Genomic DNA, 20,967 nt, shown 5'->3' with positions numbered 1-20,967 from the left:
GCGGCTGTGGACGGCGACGTTCCAGGACCTTCTGGGGACAGACTCTAGCCGAACACGTGTTCGACGCCGTCGTCGTCCCCGGGCGTGTCGCGCCACGTCTCGCCGGGCCGCAGGACCACCGCACGCACCTCCGGCGCCACCCGGTGGCATGCCGCCGCGAAGGCTGCGCCGGCGTGGTCCATCCACCCGCGCGGCAAGTGCTGGCCGCCCGGCACGTGCAGCGTGCCCCAGTGCACCGGGATCGCCACCCGCGGGCGGACCTCCGCGCACACCTCGGCAGCACCCCGCGGGCCCAGGTGTCCACCCGAGAGCCGCGGGCCCCAGCCCGACACCGGCACGAGAGCCACGTCGACGTGACCGCCGGCCAGCTCGCGCACGTGCCCCACGCCGGCGTAGTGCTCGGTGTCGCCGACCGCCCACACCGTCGCGCCGGGCACCCGCACGAGGTGCCCGTTGGCTGCGTTCGGCCGGTGCGGCATCTGCCGGTCGCCGTGCACCGCGGCGGTCAGGCGCACCTGCGCCCCCGCCACCTCGTGCCAGGCGCCGCCCTTGTCGTCGTGCGCCGCACGGCGGCGCGACGCGACGCCCTCGTGGTCCCCCGGCACCGTCGGCGGATCCAGACCCACCCCCCGCAGCCCCTTGCCGCGCAACCAGCGGGCGTTGGCGGGCGCCGTCAGCACGGGGACGTCACCGAGCAACCGCAGCGAGCCCAGCTCGGCGTGGTCGTGGTGCAGGTGCGACAGCAGGGCGGCGTCCGTGCCACGCCAGGCCTCCGCGTCGGGACGGACGCCGCGGCGGCGCAGGACCCCCGCGTGCCGGCGCAGCAGCGGGTCGGTGACGAACCGGGCGGTGCGCCCGTCCTGACCCGTCAGGTCGAGGACCACGGTCGAGTGCCCGAGCCACGTCACCCCGAGCCCCGGCACGCGCGGCCCTGGCTCACAGCGGCCCCGGTCACGGCGTCCGGACGTCGCGCTCACGACCCCTCCCGGAGGCCGAGGCCGGCGAGCCACGCGACGAGCCGCCGGTGCACCGCCTCGGCACCCACCAGCATGCGGGCGCCGTCCACGTCCTCGCGCTCGTCGTCCGGCACCACGAGGTCGGCCGGGTGCAGCAGCAACGCCTCGCTCTGCGCACCGCCGAGGCCGCCGTGGGAGCCCACCAGGCCCTCCAGCGCGTGGACCCGGCCCATCGGGCCCACGGCCGACACGACCACGAGGTCTCCGGCGTCCTCCAGCCCAGCGACGCGCAGCAGGTCCGCCCGGGCCCGCGAACCGTAGCCGGCCAGGGGGTCGCGACCGGTCACGCGGCCGGTCGCCAGGTCCTGCGACCCGAGCCGGCCGCGCGCCACCGGCCCCTGCGCGCCGTGGACCACGACGAACCCGACGGCCGGGGACTCCACCAGCCCCGGCACCAGCGCGGGCCACCGGGCCCCCACCTCCGCGGCCGACAGCCGGCGCACCTCGCGGCAGAACCACACCATCCCGAGGTTGCCCGACCCGATCACCTCGATCTCGGGAAGGTCGGCGCGCCCGGCGTCGCGGTCCGGGCCGACCAGGAGCCTCCCCGCCCCGTCGCCGTCCTTGCGCAGCGCGTGGAGCGCGGTGTTCGCCGGACCCCACACCTCGCCGTCCGACCGTTCGGCGCCCGCCGTCACGGGGAGCGCCATGAGCCGGCGCACCTCGTCGGCGAACGACCGTCCCACCACCTGCTCGAACGTCGCCCCCAGGGACTGACCGTGGTCGGAGACCACCACCACGCGGTAGCGGCGCGGGGCCCCGTGGGCGATCTCCTCCCACAGCCCGACGACGCGGTCGAGCCCCTCCAGCGCGCGCAGCGCCTCAGGGCGCAGCGGCCCCGCATGGTGCGCGATCTCGTCGTAGTCGACCAGGTCCACGCACACCACCGGTACGCCGCGCACCAGCTGTTCCGCCACGAGGGACGTGTTGAGGTCGCGCAGCAGCACGTTGGTCACGGCCCGCAGCACCGGGTACCAGCCGCGCCGCGGTACGCGGGGACGGACTCCGCGCACGACCTGCTGCCAGCCCTGGTACACCTCCTTGAGCGCCTCGCCGACGGTGCCCACCACCGCCCGCACCAGCACGAACGGGCTGGAGAAGAAGCGCACGAAGAGCTGGCCCGGCCCCAGCCCCTCGGCCGCACGGCTCATCACGAGCAGGCTCGTCGGGGCGTCGCCCGAGAACATCGTCGAGACCGCCACCCCGCCGTCGGCCAGCAGCCCCCGACCGTCGGAGGCGGACCGCTCGACCTCGGCCGCGTCGGCCGGGCGGTTGGTCACGACCAGCCTGCCGAGCCGTCGCGACCACCAGCGGAAGGCGGGCACGGCGTCGGTGGTGCCGTGCAGCAGCCCGAGCGTGCTGGCCGGGGTGGTGCACGGCACGCGCGCCCACCACGACTCGAGCCGGTGCGAGCCCGACCCGAGCCATCGTTCCAGGGTGGGCGCGAGCCCCGCCTCCAGCGCGTGGTCGAGGGTCGGCCGGGCCACGCCGTCGAGCATGACGACGAGCACGCCGGGAGGTCGCTCGTCCGCTCCCCCGTCGTCGTGCACCTCGGCGGCCGTCCGCCGGGGGACGCCGGCGCGACGCCGGGCACGGCGCAGCAGGTCGCCGACGACGTACGCGTTGTCGCGCGCCCCTACCACCCAGTGCCCGCACGCCATCAGGACCGACGCGACGAGCAGGACGGCGAGCACGTCCGTCCACGAGTCGCTGGTCACACCGGGCAGGAACGTCAGCGCGGCCCAGACCACGAGCACCTGCGCCGCCAGCCCGATCAGGAGCGCCCCGACCGCTCCCCCGGCGCGAGCGAGGCGCCGTAGGGGTGCCCGCAGCAGCGCGTCGCCGACCCCGACCACGAGCGCCGCCAGGAGCACGTTCCAGGGCGACGTGGCGCGCACGCCGTCGACCAGGGCGATCGCGATCCCGAGCCCGGCCGCCGTCGAGGCCAGCGACCACGCGGCGGAGCGGACGTCCGCCACCGTCACGAGCGGGGGACGGTCGCGGCGCATGGCGCCATGATGCCGCGCCGGCCCGACGTCGGCGCGGGCACGCGCCATCTCGCGCGCGCTCCGGCCGGGTGCGTGGTCGCACAGGCGCCGCCGCCGCGGGCTCAGCGTGCGGGTGGCGCCTGGCGTCGGTCGTCGCGGCCCCAGCGCTGCGGCTCGGGCACGTCGAGCGCGTCGCACAGCGCGTGCCACACGTCCCGCGGCTCGAGCCCGGCCTCGAGGGCCTCGGCGGGGGTGCGGTCGTCGAGGCGCGGCAACACCTGCTCACGCACGAGGGCGCGTCCGTAGGCGGGCCCGAAGACCTCGTCGACCAGCTCTGCGAACTCGCGATAGCGCACGCCCCCAGCCTCGCACGGCTCACGGAGCTCCCGGTACGGCGGCGCTGCCGCTCCCCCCGGCCTCGCCCTGCACGCTGTCGGGGGCCCCTGTCAAGATGGCGTGGTGGTCGTCCCCCCGTCCCCCGCTCCCGCCGGCCCTGAGGGCGTCCTCGCGCGGTTCGGCCCGGCCACGCGCGCGTGGTTCGCCGGCGCGTTCGCGGCGCCGACGGCGGCGCAGACCGGGGCGTGGGACGCCATCAGCTCCGACCGGCACGCGCTCGTCGTCGCCCCGACCGGGTCCGGCAAGACGCTCGCGGCCTTCCTCTGGGCGATCGACCGCCTCACGACCGAGCCGCCGCCGGAGCGGGCACGCCGCTGCCGGGTGCTGTACGTCTCCCCGCTCAAGGCGCTCGCCGCCGACGTGCAGCGCAACCTGCGCTCGCCCCTCGCGGGCATCCGGCAGGCCGCCGCCCGCGACGGGCTTTCCGTCGAGGACGTGACCGTCGGCGCTCGCACGGGCGACACCCCTGCGTCCGAGCGGCGCGCGTTCGCCACCCGCCCGCCCGACGTGCTGGTCACCACGCCCGAGTCGCTCTTCCTGGTGCTGACCTCGCAGGCTCGCGCGGGCCTGGCAGGCGTCGAGACCGTCGTCCTCGACGAGATCCACGCGGTCGCCGGCACCAAGCGGGGGGCACACCTCGCGCTGAGCCTGGAGCGGCTCGACGAGCTGCTCGACCGCCCGGCGCAGCGGATCGGCCTGTCGGCGACCGTGCGCCCGGTGGAGACGGTGGCCGAGTTCCTGGCCGGGCACCGCACGCCCGACGACGGCGGCCGCGAGGTCGTCGTCGTGCAGCCCGAGTCCACCAAGAAGTGGGCGATCGACGTCGTCGTGCCCGTGCCCGACCTGGCGGACCTGGACGCCGCCGGGGTGCCGGACCCGACCGCCCCGAAGCCCGCGGCGCCCGACAGCGGGCTCGGCGACGAGGAGCTGGACCTCACCGGGGACGCGGCGTCACCGCTGCGTCGCGCGTCGGTGTGGCCCCACGTCGAGGAGCGGGTCGTGGACCTCGTCGCGGACCACCGCTCCACGCTGGTCTTCACCAACTCCCGCCGCGGCGCCGAGCGGCTCACGGCGCGGATGAACGAGATCTGGGCCGAGCGCTCCGGCGTCGACCTGCCGGAGCCCGGCACGCAGTGGCCGGCTCAGACGCAGGCGCAGTCCGGCGCCTCCGTCGGGCTGCCGCCCACGCCCGACGCCCCCGACGGCAGCGGGTCGGAGGTGCTCGCGCGTGCTCACCACGGCTCCATGAGCCGCGTGGAGCGCACCCGCACGGAGTCGGACCTCAAGGCGGGCCGGCTGCCGGCCGTCGTCGCCACGTCCTCGCTCGAGCTGGGCATCGACATGGGCGCGGTCGACCTGGTGGTGCAGGTGGGGGCGCCGCCGTCCGTCGCGAGCGGGCTGCAGCGCATCGGCCGGGCCGGGCACCAGGTGGGCGCGGTGTCGCACGGCGTCGTGTTCCCGACGTTCCGCGGCGACCTCGTCCCCGCCACCGTGGTGGCCCAGCGGATGCGCGCGGGCGAGATCGAGCACCTGCACGTACCGGCGAACCCGCTGGACGTGCTCGCGCAGCAGGTGGTGGCCGCGCTCGCCACCGACGACTGGCAGGCCGACGAGCTCCTGGCCACGTTCCGCCGCGCGCACCCGTTCCGCGCCCTCGGCGACGCGACGTGGCGGGCCGTCCTCGACATGCTCGCCGGCCGCTACCCCAGCGAGGAGTTCGCGGAGCTGCGCGCCCGCATCGTGTGGGACCGCGCGACGGGCCGGCTCTCCGGGCGGCCGGGCGCGCTGCGGCTCGCGGCCACCAGCGGCGGCACCATCCCCGACCGCGGGCTGTACGGCGTTTACCTCGCCACCGCGGCGCCGACCGGCGGGTCGCCCGCGGACGGCGGGGGCACGGCCGACCGGCCGCGCGGCGGCAAGCGCGTGGGCGAGCTGGACGAGGAGATGGTCTACGAGTCGCGCGTCGGCGACACGTTCACCCTCGGCTCGTCCACGTGGCGCATCGAGGAGATCACGCCCGACCGCGTGCTCGTGACCCCGGCGCCGGGGCTTCCCGGGCGCCTCCCCTTCTGGAAGGGCGACTCCCCCGGGCGCCCGGCGGAGCTGGGCCGGGCCGTAGGCGCGTTCGTCCGTGAGACCGACACGCTGCTCGCGGACGACGAGGCGCGCGGGACGGCGCGCGGCCGGGAGGCGCTGCGCGACGCCGGGCTCGACACCTGGGCAGCGGACAACCTCGCGTCGTACCTCGGCGAGCAGCGACGTGCGACAGGCCGCCTGCCCGACGACCGCACGGTCGTGGTCGAACGGTTCCGCGACGAGCTGGGCGACTGGCGCGTCGTGATCCACTCCCCGTTCGGGGCCCCCGTCCACGCGCCGTGGGCGCTGGTCGTGGCGGCACGGCTGCGCGCCCGGTACGGCACGGACGTGGCCGCGATGCACGCCGACGACGGGATCGTGCTGCGGCTGCCCGATGCCGGCGACTCCGGCTGGGACCTCGGCGGCCCGGGGTGGGGCGCGGACGGTGCCGCGGGCGGCGGCGACCACGGGAGCGCGCCGGCCGTCACGGCCGAGGACCTGCTCGTCGACCCCGACGAGGTGCTGGACGCGGTGCGCGACGAGCTCGGCGGCTCCGTGATGTTCGCGGCGCGCTTCCGCGAGGCCGCCGCGCGGGCGCTGCTCCTGCCGCGCCGCCGACCGGACCGGCGGCAGCCGCTGTGGCAGCAGCGCCAGCGCGCCTCGCAGCTGCTGCAGGTGGCGTCGCAGTTCCCGGACTTCCCGATCATGCTCGAGGCCGCGCGGGAGTGCCTGCGCGACGACTTCGACGTCGCGGCGCTCACGGAGCTCATGCGCGACCTGCAGGCGGGCCGGGTGCGGCTGGTCGAGGTGACCACGTCCACCCCGTCCCCCTTCGCGCAGGCGCTCCTCTTCGGCTACACCGCGCAGTTCCTCTACGACGGCGACGCGCCCCTCGCGGAGCGGCGCGCGGCCGCGCTGTCGCTGGACCCGGACCTCCTGACGGAGCTGCTCGGCGAACAGGGCGCGACGCCGCTCGCTGACCTCCTCGACCCGGACGCGGTCGAGCGGACCGAGGCCGAGCTGCAGGCGCTGGCTCCGGACCGGCAGGCGCGCGACGCCGAGGCGCTGTGGGACGTGCTGCGGCGCACCGGACCGCACCCGCTCGAGGCCCTGCGGGCCCGCACGCGCGAGGGCTCCCGCGACCTGGTGGCCGACTGGCTGGCCGACCTGGAGGGAGCCCGCCGCGTGATCCAGGTACGGGTCGGCGGCCGGTCGGGCGAGGACGCCGAGCAGTGGGCGGTGGTCGAGGACGCCGGCCGGCTGCGCGACGCGCTCGGCGTGGCACTGCCCGTGGGGGTGCCGGAGACGTTCACCGAGCCCGTGACCGACCCGCTCGGCGACCTCGTGCGGAGGCACGCGCGCACGCACGGGCCGTTCCCGGCGGTCGACGTCGCTCGTCGGCTCGGCCTCGGGATCGCCGTCGCGACCCAGGTGCTCGCGCGGCTCGAGGCGGCGGGCGTCGTGGCGCGCGGGGCGCTGCGTCCGTCGTCGCTGGGCGGCACGGGCGACGAGTGGTGCGACCCGGAGGTGCTGCGCACGTTGCGCCGGCGGTCGCTCGCCGCGCTGCGCGCCGAGGTGGAGCCGGTGGAGCCCGAGTCGCTCGGCGTCTTCCTGCCCCGCTGGCACGGGATCGGGGTGCGAGTGGGGGGCACGGGGTCGGGCGGCGGGGCGCTGCGCGGCGCGGACGGCGTGCTGCGCGCCGTGGAGCAGCTGTCCGGCGCGGCGGTGCCGGCGTCCGCGCTCGAGACGCTCGTCCTGCCCGCCCGCGTCTCCGACTACTCCCCCGCCGTGCTCGACGAGCTCACCACCGCCGGCGAGGTGCTGTGGTGCGGGCACGGGCGGCTCCCTGGCTCGGGTGGCGGCGACGGCATGGTGAGCCTGCACCTGGCCGACGGTGCCCCCCTCACGCTCCGCGACCCTGACCCGGTCGACGAGGGCGGCCCTCTCGACACCGACCTGCACCGGGCTGTGCTGGACCTCCTCACCGGCTCGGGCGGCTATTTCCTGCCCCGGCTGGCCGAGCTCGCGGACGCGAGCCAGGCCGCCGCCCTCGACGCACTGTGGGACCTGGTCTGGGCGGGCTGGGTCACGAACGACCGTCTCGGTCCGCTGCGCGAGTCGCTCGGCGGGTCGATTCGGCGCTCGACCAGGCACGGCGGGGGCGCGCACCGGGCGCCCGCGGCCCCCGGTCGAGCGCGACCGGTGCGGCCGTCCCGGTTCGGGCTGGCACGTCCCACCTCGGCGGCAGCGGTGCCGCGGACGGGTGGCGGGCGTTGGTCGGCGCTGCCTGCGGTCGAGCAGGACCCGACCGTCCGCGCCCACGCGCTCACGCAGGTGCTGCTGGAGCGGCACGGCGTCCTGACCCGCGCGGCCGCGCCGGCCGAGGGCGTGACGTCGCGCTTCCGGGACGTGTACCGCGTGCTGCGCGGTCTCGAGGAACGCGGTGCCGCCCGGCGGGGCTACTTCGTCGAGGGACTCGGGGGGTCGCAGTTCGCGCTGCCGGGCGCCGTCGACCAGCTGCGCACGGATGCCGCGGACCGTGACCGCGCGCTCGACGCCCTCGTCGAGGGCACCCGCGGTGACGGAGGCGGCGGAGCCGCACCGGGCGCCGTGCTCCTCGCCGCCACCGACCCGGCGAACCCCTACGGCGCCGCCGTCGCGTGGCCGCGCGGCGCACCGTCCGGGGCGCGGGGGTCCGCTGCGGCGTCGACGGACGACGCCGCGGGTTCCCACCGCCCGGGCCGCAAGGCGGGCGCCGTCGTCGTGCTGGTCGACGGGGAGCTGGTCCTCTTCGTCGAGCGGGGCGGGCGCACGGTCCTGTCCTTCGGCCGCGGGGACGCGGGTGACGCCGCGCGGCTCGCCGCCGCTGCCCGGCTGCTCGCCGCCGAGACCCGCGCCGACCGGCTCGGGCGCGTCACCGTGCAGCGGGTGGACGGCGTGCCCGCCCTCGCCGCCGCCCGCGACCGCATCCCGGCGGCGGCGGCACTGCTCGACTCCGGCTTCGGCGTCACGCCGCGCGGCCTGCGCCCGGCCTAGGCTGCGTCCGTGCCCGAGGGAGACGTGCTGCGACTGACCGCCGCGCGACTGGGGGCTGCTCTCGGCGGCTCGCCGCTGGTGCGCGCGGAACTGCGGTGGCCGTCGGCGGCGGGCGTGGACCTCGTGGGCGCCACGGTGCGCGAGTCCGTCGCGTACGGCAAGCACCTGCTCACCCGGCTCGACGACGGCCGCACCCTGCACACCCACCTGCGGATGGACGGGTCCTGGCGCGTGTACCGCACCGGCTCGCGCGAGGCCGCCGGGCGCTCCCGGGCGGTCCGCGCCGTCCTGGCGACCGCCTCGTGGACCTGCCTCGGCCTGCAGCTCGGGATGCTCGACGTGCTGCGCACCCGCGACGAACCGCGGCTCCTGGGACATCTCGGCCCCGACGTGCTCGGCGACGACTTCCCGGATCGGGTCGAGGAGGGTGCGCGCCGCCTCACCGCGGACGCGGCGCGCCCGCTCTGCGTCGCCCTGCTCGACCAGCGCACGGTCGCGGGGTTCGGCACGATCTGGACCGCGGAGTCGCTGTTCGCCACCCGCAGGTGGCCCTGGACCCCGGCCGGCGACCTCGACGTGGACGACCGGCGCGCCCTGCTGCTCACCGGCCGACGTCTCATGTCGCGCAGCGTCGAGGTCGGGCGCCGCGCGGGCCTCGGTGCCGTGGAGCTCGCCGTGCACGGGCGGCACCGGGCGCCCTGCCGCCGCTGCCGTACCCCGGTCGCGCTGGGCAGCACCAGCGGTCCCGGGCGACGTCCCGACGGCGGCGAGCGGGCGATCTACTGGTGCCCGTCCTGCCAGGCCGCGCCCTGAGGGCCGGCACACGCAAAGATCCGGCCCCGCGGGACGTGCCCACGGGACCGGATCCGGGAAATGCGGGTCAGCCGACCGGCGCGAGATCCCCGCGCATCGCCTGGTCGGCGTCGCGCGGCTCGCCGCCACGGCTGAGCAGTCCGGCGTAGACGTCCGCCGGGATCGTGTCGGGGATGTGCAGGCCCTCGGCCACCGCGATCCGGTCGCTGACCTCACGCAGCACGAGGGACATCGGGACGTCGAGCGCCTCGCAGATCGACGCCAGCAGCTCCGACGACGCTTCCTTCTGCCCGCGTTCCACCTCGCTCAGGTATCCGAGCGAGACCCTCGCGGCGGACGACACCTCACGCAGGGTGCGCCCCTGGCGCTGCCGTGCGTCGCGCAGCACATCGCCGATCTCACGTCGCAGTACGACCATCTCGCGCCCCCTCTCCGTGTCCGCTCGTCCCGGTACCGGACCGGCCGTCACCGGGTTTCTCGTCCGTCCTGTCGCTCCCCTGGCTCCAGGGGTGGCACTACCGTACCGCGCGCGCGGCCCGCCCGGCCTGGTGTGGCGCGGATCGAGACTGCTTCGTGCCCTGTCGGTCATCACACCCTTCGCAACGCGAGTGCCCGGGGGCTTGTTCCCGCGGTCGTGACCCGCGACAGCCTCGTCACGCACCCTTCACAGGTGCGTCGGGGGCTGCGTCGCCCCATGCCTCGAGCACCAGGGTCAGCGCGGCGCGCACGACCCCGGCCCGCACCTCGGGCCGCCCGCCCGCCAGGTCGAGCCGTCGCACCCGGTCCCCCGCGGGCGTGCTCACGGCGACGTACGCCTCGCCCGGAGGATGCCCGTCCTGCGGGTCGGGACCGGCGACTCCGGTCGTCGCCAGGCCGACGTCGGCTGTCAGCGAGCGCCGGACGCCGGACGCCATCTGGCCTGCTACCTCGGGATCCACCGGCCCGTACCGCTCCAGCAGCTCCGGGTCCACGCCCAGCACCGCGGCCTTGACATCGGTCGCGTAGGCGACGACGCCGCCGCGCACCACGGCGGACGCGCCGGGGACGTCGACCAGGGTCGCGACCACCAGCCCCCCGGTGAGGGACTCCGCCACGGCCAGGGTCCAGCCACGGGCGAGCGCACCCTCGAGGACGGCGCGCGCGAGCCGCTCGGACGGCAGGGTCAGCCGGCTCTCCCCGGTCACGCGGCGGGCCGGGGCCCGGCCTCGTGGCGGCCCGCCGCGAGCAGGCGCCACCCCTTGGCGAAGTAGTCGACCCCCGTCACGACCGTCACCACGATGGCGAGCCACAGCACCACCCACGCCACGACGTGCACCGCGGCGGGCAGCGCCGCAAGCGGCAGGAGGAAGAGCGTGATCGCGACCGCCTGCAGCACGGTCTTGAGCTTGCCGCCGCGGGAGGCCGGCATGACGGCGTAGCGCAGCACGACCATCCGCAGCGCGGTGACGCCGAGCTCGCGGACGAGGATGATCGTGGGCACCCACCAGGGCAGCTCCCCCAGGGGCCAGCAGAGCAGGACCAGGGCAGCGCCGATGAGCGCCTTGTCCGCGATGGGGTCGAGGATCTTCCCGACGTCGGTGACCAGGTTGCGCGACCGCGCGAGGTACCCGTCGACGCGGTCGCTCACCGCGGCCACGACGAACACCCCGGTGGCGACGAGGCGCCAGGTGACGGAGTCGCCCCCGTCCATCAGCAGGGCCCAGGCGAACACCGGCACGAGCGCGATGCGCACGAGGGTCACCGCGTTGGCGACGTTCCAGGGCGAGGGCGCTTCGTTGACCACCGACCCACCCTATCGGGGCGACCGGCGTCGTCGGCCCGTGGGCCCGCGTGCCGCGCGCCCGTCCGCCGTGCGGGGCACCCGAGCAGTACCCTCCTCGCGTGCCCCGTCACGCGTCCGACGACGGACGACCCTCGCGACGACGCCTCGTCGCCCTCGCCGCACTGTGCGGCACGGTCCTCGGCGTGGGCGGCGCGCTCGCCGTGGGCGGGCCCCTCGACGAGGCCGGCCCGTCGCCCGGCCCCGGCGCCGACAGGTCCGCGCCCGGCATTCCCCCGACCCCGATCCCGTCGCCGCCCCCGAGCCCCACTCCCCGGCCGGTGGAGTTCACGCTCCTCGCGGCGGGCGACCTCCTCACGCACTCTCCCGTCGTCGCCTCCGCCGGCGGCACCGACGACCCCGACTTCACGCCGCTCCTGGCGGGCCTCGACGCCTGGGTGCAGGGTGCTGACCTCGCCTTGTGCCACCTCGAGGTCCCCGTGGCGCCGAAGGGCACGGCCCCGAGCGGCTACCCCCTCTTCGGCGCTCCGCCCGGCCTGGTGCGCGACCTGCAGGAGCAGGGCTGGGACGGCTGCTCGACCGCGTCCAACCACTCGGTCGACCGAGGGTACGACGGCGTCACCGCCACGATCCGCCGCCTGGCGGCCGCCGGCATGGGGTTCGCGGGGACGGCCCGCAGCGCGGACCAGCAGGACGAGCCGCAGCGGTACGTGCTCACGCGCGAGGGCCGGGAGATCACGGTCGCGCACCTGGCCGCCACCTACGGGCTCAACGGGCTGCCGATGCCGCCGGACGCCCCGTGGGCGGTCGACCTCATCGACGCCGACCGGCTGGTTCAGCAGGCCCGCGCGGCCCGCGAGGACGGCGCCGACGTCGTCGTCGTGAGCCTGCACGCCGGCGTCGAGTACACCGAGGAGCTCACCGAGCAGCAGGAGGAGGTCGTGCGCCGGCTCGCCCGGTCGCGCGAGGTCGACCTCGTCATCGGGCACCACGCGCACATCCCCCAGCGGATCGACCGCCTCGGCAAGGGTCCGGACGGCGCGGGCATGTGGGTGGCATACGGCCTCGGCAACCTGCTGTCCAACCAGAGCGCCGACTGCTGTGACGTCCGCACCAGCAACGGCGTGCTGCTGTCGGCGACCTTCGCGCAGGACGCGCCGGGCGACCCCGTCCGCATGACGGACGTGTCCTGGACCCCGACCACCGTCGACATCGGCGGAGGGCACGACGTGCTCGCGCTGCCCGACGCCCTGGAAGACCCCGCGGCGACGACCCTGTCCGGGGCAGAGCTAGCGGCCCGCCAGGAACGCGTCCGGGACGCGGTGGGCGACGCCGCCCCGGAGCGGGAGGAACCTCCCGAGACGACAGGGCCGCCGCCGCAGGTGCTCCCGCGGGACCGCTGAGCCGGCGAGCCTCAGCGCCAGCCGTTCTCCGGGTCGGTGTCGGCGTCGTCGTGGTAGTCCTTCGCCACCGGCGGCGCGTGCCCGTCGACGCCGTCCGCGTACGGGTCGCCGGACCCGCCGCTCGCGGCGGCGGCCTCCGCCTCCTGGTCGTACGCCTGCGGCGTCTCCCCGCGGATGAGCGCGAGCGCCGACGGGAGGTCGTCCGGCGTGACGAGCACCTCGCGCGCCTTCGACCCTTCGGACGGGCCGACGATCTCGCGCGACTCGAGCAGGTCCATGAGCCGGCCCGCCTTGGCGAAGCCCACGCGTAGCTTGCGCTGCAGCATCGACGTGGAGCCGAACTGCGTGGTCACGACCAGCTCCGTCGCCTGGAGCAGCAGGTCGAGGTCGTCGCCGATGTCCTCGTCCACCTGCTTCTTGGCCGCCGCGGGCGCGGTGACGTCCTCGCGGTAGACCGGCTTGAGCTGCTCCTTCACGTGCTCGACGACGCTGTGCACCTCGGACTCGGTGACCCACGCGCCCTGCACGCGCATCGGCTTGGCCGCGCCCATCGGCAGGAACAGCGCGTCGCCCTGGCCGATGAGCTTCTCGGCGCCCGGCTGGTCGAGGACCACCCGGGAGTCGGCGAGCGACGACGTCGCGAACGCGAGGCGCGACGGGACGTTCGCCTTGATCAGACCGGTGACGACGTCCACGGACGGTCGCTGCGTGGCGAGCACGAGGTGGATGCCCGCGGCGCGCGCCAGCTGGGTGATGCGCTGGATCGAGGCCTCGACGTCGCGCGGGGCGACCATCATGAGGTCCGCCAGCTCGTCCACCACGACCAGCAGGTACGGGTACGGGGCGATCTTGCGCTCGGACCCCGGCAGCGGCTTCACCTTGCCCGCCCGCACCGCGGTGTTGAAGTCGTCGACGTGCTTGTACCCGAAGGTCGCCAGGTCGTCGTACCGGGCGTCCATCTCGCGCACGACCCAGTCGAGGGCCTCGGCGGCCTTCTTGGGGCTGGTGATGATCGGCGTGATGAGGTGCGGGATGCCCTCGTAGATGGTCAGCTCGACGCGCTTCGGGTCGACGAGGACCAGGCGCACCTGCTCCGGCGTGGCTCGCATGAGGATCGACGTGATCAGCGAGTTGATGAAGCTCGACTTGCCGGCGCCGGTGGCGCCCGCGACGAGGATGTGCGGCATCTTCGCGAGGTTCGCGACGACGTAGCCGCCCTCGACGTCCTTCCCGACGCCCATGACCATGGGGTGCTCGGTGCGCCGCGCCGCCGAGGACCGCAGCACGTCACCGAGCACCACGGTCTCGCGGTCGGAGTTCGGGATCTCGATGCCGATGGCGGACTTGCCCGGGATGGGCGACAGGATCCGCACGTCCGCGCTGGCCACCGCGTACGCGATGTTGTTCGACAGCGACGTGATGCGCTCGACCTTGGTCTTGGCGCCGACCTCGACCTCGTAGCGGGTGACCGTCGGGCCACGGGTGAAGCCCGTCACCTGCGCGTCGACCCCGAAGTCCTCGAAGACCTTCGTCAGCGACTCGACCACGCGGTCGTTCGCCGCAGAGCGCGTCTTGTGCGGTGCGCCCTTGCCGAGCGACTCCTCGCTGGGCAGCAGGTAGACCGTGTCGCCGTCGAGCATCGGCTGCTCCGCGCGCCCCATGGGCGGCAGGTCCTTCGCCGACGGGGGCGTGGCGGCGGGGTCGTCCGCGGGCACCGCCTCCACGGGTGCGGTCGCCGCGGCGCCGACCCGCTGCGTGGCGGCCCCGCGGCCGGCCTTCGCCGCGGCGGCGGCGCGCCCGGCGGCCGCCTCCTTCTCGAGCAGGGCCGCCTTCTCGAACGCCTCGTCGCCGGCGTACTCGTCCAGGCCCGCCGCCTCGGCCGCCTCCGCGGCCCGCTCGGCCTTCGACTTGCGCGTGCGCTTCTTGCGCGGCGCCGGGTCCGAGCCGTCGTGGCGGGAGACGCCCTCGGCGAGCGCGAGCCCGTCGTCGTCGGTGGCCTCCTCGGGGCGGTGGTTGCCGGTGAGCCGGTCGTAGAGGCCGCGGAGCCGCTCGGGGATGCGGTGCACCGGCGTGGCCGTGACCACCAGGAGCCCGAAGAAGCCCAGGAGCAGGAACAGCGGGACGGCCACCCACTCGGTCAGGCCCGTGACGACGGGCGTCGCCGCGAGGTAACCGATGATGCCGCCCGCGTCCTGCAGCGCCTCGAAGCCGTCGCTCGGCGCGGGAGTGCCCTCGGCGATGGCGACGAGGGCGCACACCGAGACGACGACGAAGATCAGGCCGATGGCGACGCGGGAGTTGGCCTGGCCGCGCTCCGGGTGCCGCATGACGCGGAACCCCAGCCACAGCAGCAGCACGGGGACGGCCACCCCGGCCAGCCCCACGGTGCCGGCGACGACGGCGTGCACGACGGTGCCGAAGGTGCCGGAGATCCCCCACCACTCGCGTGCGGCCACGACCAGCGCGAGGGCGATGAGGAAGAAGGCGACGCCGTCTCGGCGGTGCTCGGGTTCCAGGTCTCTTGCTCCCTTGGTGATGCTGCGGGTCAGGCCGCCGAGCCCGTGCGCGACGCCCAGGTACAGGCCGCGCACGGCACGGACGGGCCAGGACGGCGCCGACGGCGCCGGCTTGCGGGCGGGCGCCCGGCGCCCGCCCGAGCTACGCCCCGACCCCTTGCTGGTGGACCTGCCCGACGAACGCCCGGAAGACGACGTCCGGGCAGGCGCGCGCCGGGTCGGGGCGGCCACGGATGCGGTCCGCCCCGTTCGTGCCGTTCCCCGAGGAGTCCCGGTGATCCTGCGGGCGGGTGTCCGGGTGGCCATGATGCCCCCACGGTACCCGCGCTCCCCGTCGCGCCACCGCAGGTCCCGGCCGCGTGTTGCCCCTCGCCCGGGTGCCGGCTCAGCCCGCCGCGAGCAGACCGACCGCCAACGTCACGACGCCGGCAGCGAGCACGGCGGCCCCGGCAGGGAGCAGCAGGACGGCCCGGCTCGGCGACGTACGCCCGTCCCCCACGGCCGAGAGGAAGAAGCCGGCAGGCAGGAGGATCGCGGCCATCAGCACCCCGGTCGCCGCGAGCCACCGCCAGCCGCCCGCGAGGTCCGTCGCCTCGGTGAGCACGACGCACAGCAGGCCGAGGATCACCAGCACGCCCGCGTGGGCGTGCCCGGCCCGGAAGAAGGACGTCTGGAAGGCGGTGGCCGGCACCCTCCCGGTCACCACCTTCACCAGGAACCAGCCGCCGGACTCGATGGCGACGACGGTCAGCAGCACGACGCCCGCGGTGATACGGGCGGCGTCGGTGAGCTCGAGCACAGGAACCTCCGACGGTGGGGACGGTGTCATCATGGTTGATGAACACTGTTATAAAACAACGTTCGCAAACGCGCGTCAAGGGGCCTACGCTGGCGGCATGCCCCGTCCTCGCCTGCACGACGACGCATTGCGCACCCGCCTGCTGGAGGTGACCTCCGAGGCCCTGTCCACCGGGGGCGAGCCTGCGGTCACGGTGCGCGGGGTCGCCACGTCCGCCGGCACCAGCGCGTCGGCGGTCTACGCCTTGTTCGGCTCCCGTGAGGACCTGCTCGCCGCCGTCAGCGCCGAGGGGTTCCGCCGCTTCGCCGCACACCTGGCCGCCGTCCCGCGTACCGCCGATCCCGTCGCCGACCTGCGCGCCCTCGGGGCGGCCTACCGGCACAGCGCGCTGGCGGACCCGCACTTCTACCGGACGATGTTCGACCGGGCCGTGCGGCCCGGCGCCGACGCGCCGCCCGCCATCGAGCAACCCACGTTCCGGGTGCTGCGCGACGCCGTGGCACGTATGCTCGACGCCGCGCCCGCCGAGGCCGGGCCGGCGGCGGTGGGCCTGTGGGGCCTCGTGCACGGTCTGGTGTCGCTCGAGCTCGCCGGGCTCCTGCCCGGGGACGAGGCAGCCCGCGGCGCGCGGTACGACGCGGCCACGGGCGCCGTCGGCCCCGCGCTCCTCGCCCGCTGAGGGGCGGTCATCCCGCCGCGCGCCACTCCTCGACGGCAGCCACGTGCCGCGCGACCTGCTCGGCCGGGAGGAAGGACCCGCGGAACGACGCCGCGGCGAGGTCGGCGCGCTGGTCCCGCGTCAGGCCGAAGGCCGCCGTGACGGCGTCGTCGACCTCGTCGACGTAGCCGCCGAAGTACGAGGGGTCGTCGGAGTTCAGGGAGACGTTCAGGCCCGCCGCGAGCATCGCCGGTAGGGGGTGCTCGCCGAGCGAGGCCACCGCGCCGAGCCGCACGTTGGAGACGGGGCACACCGTGAGCGGGACCTGCTCGCGCACGAGCCGGGCGACGACCTCGGCGTCCTCGAGCGCCCGGATGCCGTGGTCCACCCGTTCCGCGCCGAGGGCGTCCAGCACCTCGGTGACGTGCCACGCCGGGCCTTCCTCGGCCGCGTGCGCCGTGCGGCGCAGGCCGTGGGCCGCGGCCTTCGCGAACGCCGGGGCGAACGGGGCGGCCGCGAACCCGACCTCGGTGGAGGCCAGCCCGACGCCGGCGACGGGCGCCCCCAGGGCGAGCAGGTCGTCGAGCAGCCCGTCCGCCTCCGCCGCCGGCCGGTGGCGCAGGAACGCCGCGATCATCAGGCCGGAGACCCCGAGCTCCGCCTCCCCCACCGCCAGACCGCGGGCCACGCCCGCCACGACGTCCTCGAGGGGCACGCCGCGTGCGACATGGGTCTGCAGGTCCACCATGAGCTCCGCGTGGCGCACCCCGCCCGCGGCCGCCCGCCGCAGGTATGCGAGGGTCAGGTCCGCGAAGTCCTCCGCCGTACGGAGCACCTGCGACGTCGCGTGATACAGGTCCAGGAACGACTGCAGGTCGGAGAACGCGTACGCCGCCCGCAGGGTGGCGGGGTCGGCGAACGGCAGGTCCACCCGGTTCCGTGCGGCGAGCGCGAACGCCAGCTCCGGCTCGAGGGTGCCTTCCAGGTGCAGGTGGAGCTCCGCGCGCGGTGGGCGGGCGGCGGTCGTCGGGCGGGTCGCAGGAGCGGTCATGCCCCGCAGGCTACGTGGCGCGACCGCCGGAACCCCCATGCCGCGGGGCGGTGACGGCGGCGCCGACGACACGAGGAGCCTCCCGGCGGCGGCCGGCGACGGTCGACCGTCGCCAGGCGCCGGGAGGCCCCTCGAATGTGGTTCACGCCCTCGCGGCTGCCGCGCGGGGGGTGGCGCCAGGTCAGGCCTCGACGACCACCGGCACGATCATCGGGCGACGGCGCAGGCGCCGGCTCACCCACTGCCCGATGACGCGGCGCATCACCTGCTGCAGCTGGTAGGTGTCGGTGGCGCCGCCGGCGATGGCGTCCTCGAGCGCCTTCACGACGTCGGGCTGCACCTCTTCGAACACCGCGTTGTCCTCCGCCATGCCGCGGGCGAGGATCTGCGGCCCGGCGAGCACCTTGCCGGTCGCGGTGTCCACGACGGCGAAGACGGAGACGAACCCCTCCTCCGCGAGCGTCCGACGGTCCTTGAGCTCGTTCTCCGTCACCGCGCCGACGGTCGACCCGTCCACGAACACGTAGCCGCAGGGCACGGCACCGACGACCGACGCCTTACCGTCCACGAGGTCGACGACGACGCCGTCCTCGGCGAGGATCACGCGGTCGGCGGGCACGCCCGTGCGGACCGCGAGCGCCGCGTTGGCGACGAGGTGACGGACCTCGCCGTGCACCGGCATCACGTTGCGGGGCTTGAGCACGTTGTAGCAGTACAGGAGCTCACCGGCGCTGGCATGGCCGGAGACGTGCACCTTGGCGTTGCCGGAGTGCACGACGCGCGCGCCGAGGCGGGTCAGCCCGTTGATGACCCGGAAGACGGAGTTCTCGTTGCCCGGGATGAGCGACGACGCGAGGATCACCGTGTCGCCGTGGCCGACCTGCACCTTGTGGTCGCCGTTGGCCATCCGGCTGAGCGCAGCCATCGGCTCGCCCTGGGAGCCGGTGGACATGTAGACGATGCGGTCGTCCGGCAGGCTCGCCGCCTGCTTGAGCTCGACGAGGACGCCCGGCGGGACGTCGAGGTAGCCCAGCTCGGAGGCGATGCCCATGTTGCGCACCATCGAGCGGCCGACGAGAGCGACCTTCCGGCCGTGCGCGTGGGCAGCGTTGAGCACCTGCTGCACGCGGTGCACGTGCGAGGAGAACGACGCGACGACGATCCGCTTCTCCGCCTGCGCGAAGGCGGCGTCCAGCGCCGGGCCGATCTCGACCTCGTTGGTGACGAACCCGGGCACCTCGGCGTTGGTGGAGTCGACCATGAACAGGTCGACGCCCTTCTCGCCCAGGCGCGCGAACGCGCGCAGGTCGGTGATGCGACCGTCGAGCGGCAGCTGGTCCATCTTGAAGTCGCCGGTGTGCAGCACGGTGCCGGCGCCGGTCGTGACCGCCACGGCGAGCGCGTCCGGGATGGAGTGGTTGACGGCGACGAACTCGCAGTCGAAGGGGCCGAACCGCTCGGTCTGGTCCTCCGCCACGACGCGCAGCACCGGCCTGATGCGGTGCTCCTTGAGCTTCGCCTCGACGAACGCGAGCGTGAGCCGCGAGCCGACCAGCGGGATGTCGCGGCGCAGGCGCAGCAGGTAGGGCACGGCGCCGATGTGGTCCTCGTGCCCGTGGGTGAGGACGATCGCCTCGATGTCGTCGAGACGGTCCTTGATGTACTCGAAGTCCGGCAGGATCAGGTCCACGCCGGGCTGGTGGTCCTCGGGGAACAGGACGCCGCAGTCGATGACGAGCAGGCGCCCCTCGTACTCGAGGACGGCCATGTTGCGGCCCACCTCGCCGAGGCCGCCGAGGGCCACGATGCGCAGCCCCTTCGACGGCAGGGCGGGGGGCAGGGGAAGTTCGGGGTGAGGGTGGCTCACGGGGCCTCCAGGCCGGTAGTTCTTACGGAAGTGTGGTGGCGCCCGCGCGGACGCCGTCGTTCAGGTAGCCCGCCGTCGCGAGGGCGTCGCGCACCAGCGCGACGTCGTCCTCGGAGGCGGCCACGTTGGGCAGGCGCAGCTCCCGGTTGTCCAGGACGCCGAGCGCCTCGAGCGCGGCCTTGGACATCACGGCCTGCGCCCCGGCGCCGTTCAGCGCCTCGATCACGGGCAGGGCCGGCAGGAACGCCTCGAGCGCCCCCGCGGTGTCCCCGGCGTCCCAGCGGCGCACGACCTGGGCGAACGCGCCGGCCACGACGTGCGCGGACACGGAGACGATGCCGGCGCCGCCGACGGACAGGAACGGCAGCAGCAGGCTGTCGTCGCCCGAGTACCAGGCGAGGCCGGTCCGCGCCGCCAGCTGCGCGGCCGCGGCCACGTCGCCGGTCGCGTCCTTCGTCGCAACGATCTTCGGGTGCTGCGCGATGCGCTCGTACGTCGACGCGGCGATCCGGACGCAGGTGCGGCCGGGGACGTCATACAGCATGACGGGCAGGTCGGTGGCGTCCGCCACGGTGGCGAAGTGCCGGTACAGGCCCTCCTGCGTGGGCCGCGAGTAGTACGGCGAGACGACGAGCAGGCCGTGCGCGCCGGCCTCCGCCGCCTGCTCGGCCATCCGGACGGCGTGCACCGTGTCGTTGGAGCCGGCGCCCGCCAGGACGTACGCCCGGTCGCCGACCGCGTCCACGACCGCGCGCACGAGGTCCGCCTTCTCGGGGGTGTGCGTCGTCGGGGACTCCCCGGTGGTGCCTGACAGCACGAGGCCGTCGTTGCCGTCGTCCACCAGGCGCTTCGCCACGCGGACCGCCGCGTCGAGATCCAGGTCACCCGACAGTGTCATGGGAGTGACCATCGCGGTGAGAACAGCGCCGAACGGGCGCGCGGCGGTGGGGGCGAGCGTCATGAGGTCAACCGTACCGGGCGCGACCGCGCACGACGGACGGACTCACCCGTCGAGCAGCCGCGCCACCCGGCGCGCGAGCCCGGGGACGTCCGCGCCGTCGGCGTCGACCACGACCACGCCCCGCAGCTGCGCCACCCGGCGCAGGCCCGCGTCGTACGCGTCCCGCGCGGCCGCGTCCAGGCCGGCGCGGTGTGGTGCGGCGTGGGCCGCGACCCGTCGCGCGACGGTGTCCGACACGGCCTGCAGCAGCACGTGCGCGAACCGCGCCCCGCCGTCCGCGGCGGCACGCTCGAAGCGCGCCACCTGGTCGGGGCGCGCCACGAGCTGCGGGACCACGACGTCGGAGCCGGCGCCCAGGTGCGAGCGTGCCATGTCCAGGGCGAGGCGCCTCGCCGGCTCCGCGGTCCCGGCATGCTCGCCGGAGATCAGCGCGCGGACCACGTCCACGTCGAGGACGAGCGTGCCGGGCCGGCCCGCCGCGAGCGCCGCCGCGACGGTCGACTTGCCGACGCCCGGCGGCCCGTTCAGGAGCAGCAGCGTCGTGGGGCCCCCGGCCCGACCGTCACCCATCCGACGATCGTAGGGAGACGAGGCGGCCGCGACCACG

16 protein-coding genes are annotated in these 20,967 nt (G+C 75.7%); 4 read left to right on the top strand and 12 right to left on the bottom strand.

Annotated elements, in window-relative coordinates:
• Positions 1 to 44: 44 nt before the first annotated feature.
• From B5Y66_RS19360 to B5Y66_RS19350, 3 genes are all read right to left on the bottom strand, one after another.
• The gene (locus B5Y66_RS19360) at positions 45 to 977 is read right to left on the bottom strand and encodes an MBL fold metallo-hydrolase (RefSeq protein WP_245807224.1); all 933 of its coding nucleotides are present in this window, start codon (positions 975 to 977) and stop codon (positions 45 to 47) included.
• Positions 974 to 3,025, bottom strand: coding sequence for an alkaline phosphatase family protein (locus tag B5Y66_RS19355; protein WP_079576229.1), 2,052 nt, complete (start codon positions 3,023 to 3,025; stop codon positions 974 to 976). Before B5Y66_RS19355 ends, B5Y66_RS19360 begins: the two co-directional genes overlap by 4 nt.
• 101 nt (positions 3,026 to 3,126) lie before the next feature.
• Complete coding sequence (locus B5Y66_RS19350; RefSeq protein ID WP_079576228.1) at positions 3,127 to 3,360, bottom strand: DUF3046 domain-containing protein; 234 nt, start codon at positions 3,358 to 3,360, stop codon at positions 3,127 to 3,129.
• Between the two features lie 103 nt (positions 3,361 to 3,463).
• On the opposite strand from B5Y66_RS19350, the gene B5Y66_RS19345 reads away from it, so the two are divergent.
• Together B5Y66_RS19345 and B5Y66_RS19340 are read left to right on the top strand one after the other, a co-directional pair.
• Complete coding sequence (locus B5Y66_RS19345) at positions 3,464 to 8,512, top strand: Lhr family helicase (RefSeq protein WP_217700855.1); 5,049 nt, start codon at positions 3,464 to 3,466, stop codon at positions 8,510 to 8,512.
• 9 nt (positions 8,513 to 8,521) lie between these two features.
• Positions 8,522 to 9,325 (top strand): DNA-formamidopyrimidine glycosylase family protein, encoded by an 804-nt coding sequence (locus tag B5Y66_RS19340; protein ID WP_079576226.1) that lies wholly within the window; start codon positions 8,522 to 8,524, stop codon positions 9,323 to 9,325.
• A gap of 67 nt (positions 9,326 to 9,392) precedes the next feature.
• Here B5Y66_RS19340 and B5Y66_RS19335 read toward each other — a convergent pair whose 3' ends face one another.
• The 3 genes from B5Y66_RS19335 to pgsA form a co-directional block, all read right to left on the bottom strand.
• Positions 9,393 to 9,743 (bottom strand): helix-turn-helix domain-containing protein, encoded by a 351-nt coding sequence (locus B5Y66_RS19335; protein WP_139820993.1) that lies wholly within the window; start codon positions 9,741 to 9,743, stop codon positions 9,393 to 9,395.
• Between the two features lie 235 nt (positions 9,744 to 9,978).
• A complete protein-coding gene (locus tag B5Y66_RS19330) occupies positions 9,979 to 10,509 on the bottom strand; it encodes a CinA family protein (protein WP_407656411.1) in 531 nt (176 codons plus the stop codon).
• Positions 10,506 to 11,108 carry a CDP-diacylglycerol--glycerol-3-phosphate 3-phosphatidyltransferase gene (gene pgsA, locus B5Y66_RS19325; protein WP_079576224.1) on the bottom strand — a complete coding sequence of 201 codons (603 nt, stop codon included), beginning with the start codon at positions 11,106 to 11,108 and terminating at the stop codon, positions 10,506 to 10,508. Before pgsA ends, B5Y66_RS19330 begins: the two co-directional genes overlap by 4 nt.
• Before the next feature lie 98 nt (positions 11,109 to 11,206).
• Here pgsA and B5Y66_RS19320 point away from each other — a divergent pair, with 98 nt between their 5' ends.
• On the top strand, positions 11,207 to 12,508 hold the full coding sequence (locus B5Y66_RS19320; RefSeq protein WP_245807223.1) for a CapA family protein: 1,302 nt from the start codon (positions 11,207 to 11,209) through the stop codon (positions 12,506 to 12,508).
• Positions 12,509 to 12,519: 11 nt separating this feature from the next.
• Here B5Y66_RS19320 and B5Y66_RS19315 read toward each other — a convergent pair whose 3' ends face one another.
• Both B5Y66_RS19315 and B5Y66_RS19310 read right to left on the bottom strand, forming a co-directional pair.
• Positions 12,520 to 15,330, bottom strand: a complete 2,811-nt coding sequence (locus tag B5Y66_RS19315) for an FtsK/SpoIIIE family DNA translocase (RefSeq protein ID WP_079576223.1) — start codon at positions 15,328 to 15,330, stop codon at positions 12,520 to 12,522.
• 79 nt (positions 15,331 to 15,409) lie between these two features.
• Positions 15,410 to 15,823, bottom strand: a complete 414-nt coding sequence (locus B5Y66_RS19310) for a hypothetical protein (RefSeq protein ID WP_079576222.1) — start codon at positions 15,821 to 15,823, stop codon at positions 15,410 to 15,412.
• Positions 15,824 to 15,920: 97 nt separating this feature from the next.
• Between B5Y66_RS19310 and B5Y66_RS19305 the strand changes: the two genes are divergently transcribed.
• Complete coding sequence (locus B5Y66_RS19305) at positions 15,921 to 16,502, top strand: TetR/AcrR family transcriptional regulator (RefSeq protein ID WP_079576221.1); 582 nt, start codon at positions 15,921 to 15,923, stop codon at positions 16,500 to 16,502.
• Positions 16,503 to 16,509: 7 nt separating this feature from the next.
• On the opposite strand, the gene add is transcribed toward B5Y66_RS19305, so the two are convergent.
• The 4 genes from add to B5Y66_RS19285 all read right to left on the bottom strand — a co-directional run bounded on the left by add (position 16,510) and on the right by B5Y66_RS19285 (position 20,930).
• Positions 16,510 to 17,532: an adenosine deaminase gene (gene add, locus B5Y66_RS19300; RefSeq protein WP_079576220.1), complete on the bottom strand. Its 1,023-nt coding sequence runs from the start codon at positions 17,530 to 17,532 to the stop codon at positions 16,510 to 16,512.
• Positions 17,533 to 17,713: 181 nt separating this feature from the next.
• Positions 17,714 to 19,399 (bottom strand): ribonuclease J, encoded by a 1,686-nt coding sequence (locus tag B5Y66_RS19295; RefSeq protein WP_079576219.1) that lies wholly within the window; start codon positions 19,397 to 19,399, stop codon positions 17,714 to 17,716.
• A gap of 22 nt (positions 19,400 to 19,421) precedes the next feature.
• On the bottom strand, positions 19,422 to 20,360 hold the full coding sequence (dapA, locus tag B5Y66_RS19290; protein WP_079576218.1) for a 4-hydroxy-tetrahydrodipicolinate synthase: 939 nt from the start codon (positions 20,358 to 20,360) through the stop codon (positions 19,422 to 19,424).
• Between the two features lie 42 nt (positions 20,361 to 20,402).
• Positions 20,403 to 20,930 carry an AAA family ATPase gene (locus B5Y66_RS19285; RefSeq protein ID WP_079576217.1) on the bottom strand — a complete coding sequence of 176 codons (528 nt, stop codon included), beginning with the start codon at positions 20,928 to 20,930 and terminating at the stop codon, positions 20,403 to 20,405.
• Between the last annotated feature and the right edge of the window lie 37 nt (positions 20,931 to 20,967).

Origin of the sequence: Krasilnikoviella flava, from assembly GCF_900167525.1 — a bacterium.
In the GTDB taxonomy this organism is placed as follows: Bacteria; Actinomycetota; Actinomycetes; order Actinomycetales; family Cellulomonadaceae; genus Isoptericola; species Isoptericola flavus.
The sequence above is the reverse complement of the archived record's forward strand: the minus strand, read 5'-3'. Positions and strand labels throughout refer to the sequence as shown.

Excerpts from the sequence above, each read along its gene's own strand:
- B5Y66_RS19355 (WP_079576229.1), bottom strand. The coding sequence starts at position 3,025 with ATGCGCCGCGACCGTCCCCCGCTCGTGACGGTGGCGGACGTCCGCTCC.
- B5Y66_RS19335 (WP_139820993.1), bottom strand. The coding sequence starts at position 9,743 with ATGGTCGTACTGCGACGTGAGATCGGCGATGTGCTGCGCGACGCACGG.
- B5Y66_RS19315 (WP_079576223.1), bottom strand. The coding sequence starts at position 15,330 with ATGGCCACCCGGACACCCGCCCGCAGGATCACCGGGACTCCTCGGGGA.
- B5Y66_RS19305 (WP_079576221.1), top strand. The coding sequence starts at position 15,921 with ATGCCCCGTCCTCGCCTGCACGACGACGCATTGCGCACCCGCCTGCTG.
- add (WP_079576220.1), bottom strand. The coding sequence starts at position 17,532 with ATGACCGCTCCTGCGACCCGCCCGACGACCGCCGCCCGCCCACCGCGC.
- dapA (WP_079576218.1), bottom strand. The coding sequence starts at position 20,360 with ATGACGCTCGCCCCCACCGCCGCGCGCCCGTTCGGCGCTGTTCTCACC.
- B5Y66_RS19285 (WP_079576217.1), bottom strand. The coding sequence starts at position 20,930 with ATGGGTGACGGTCGGGCCGGGGGCCCCACGACGCTGCTGCTCCTGAAC.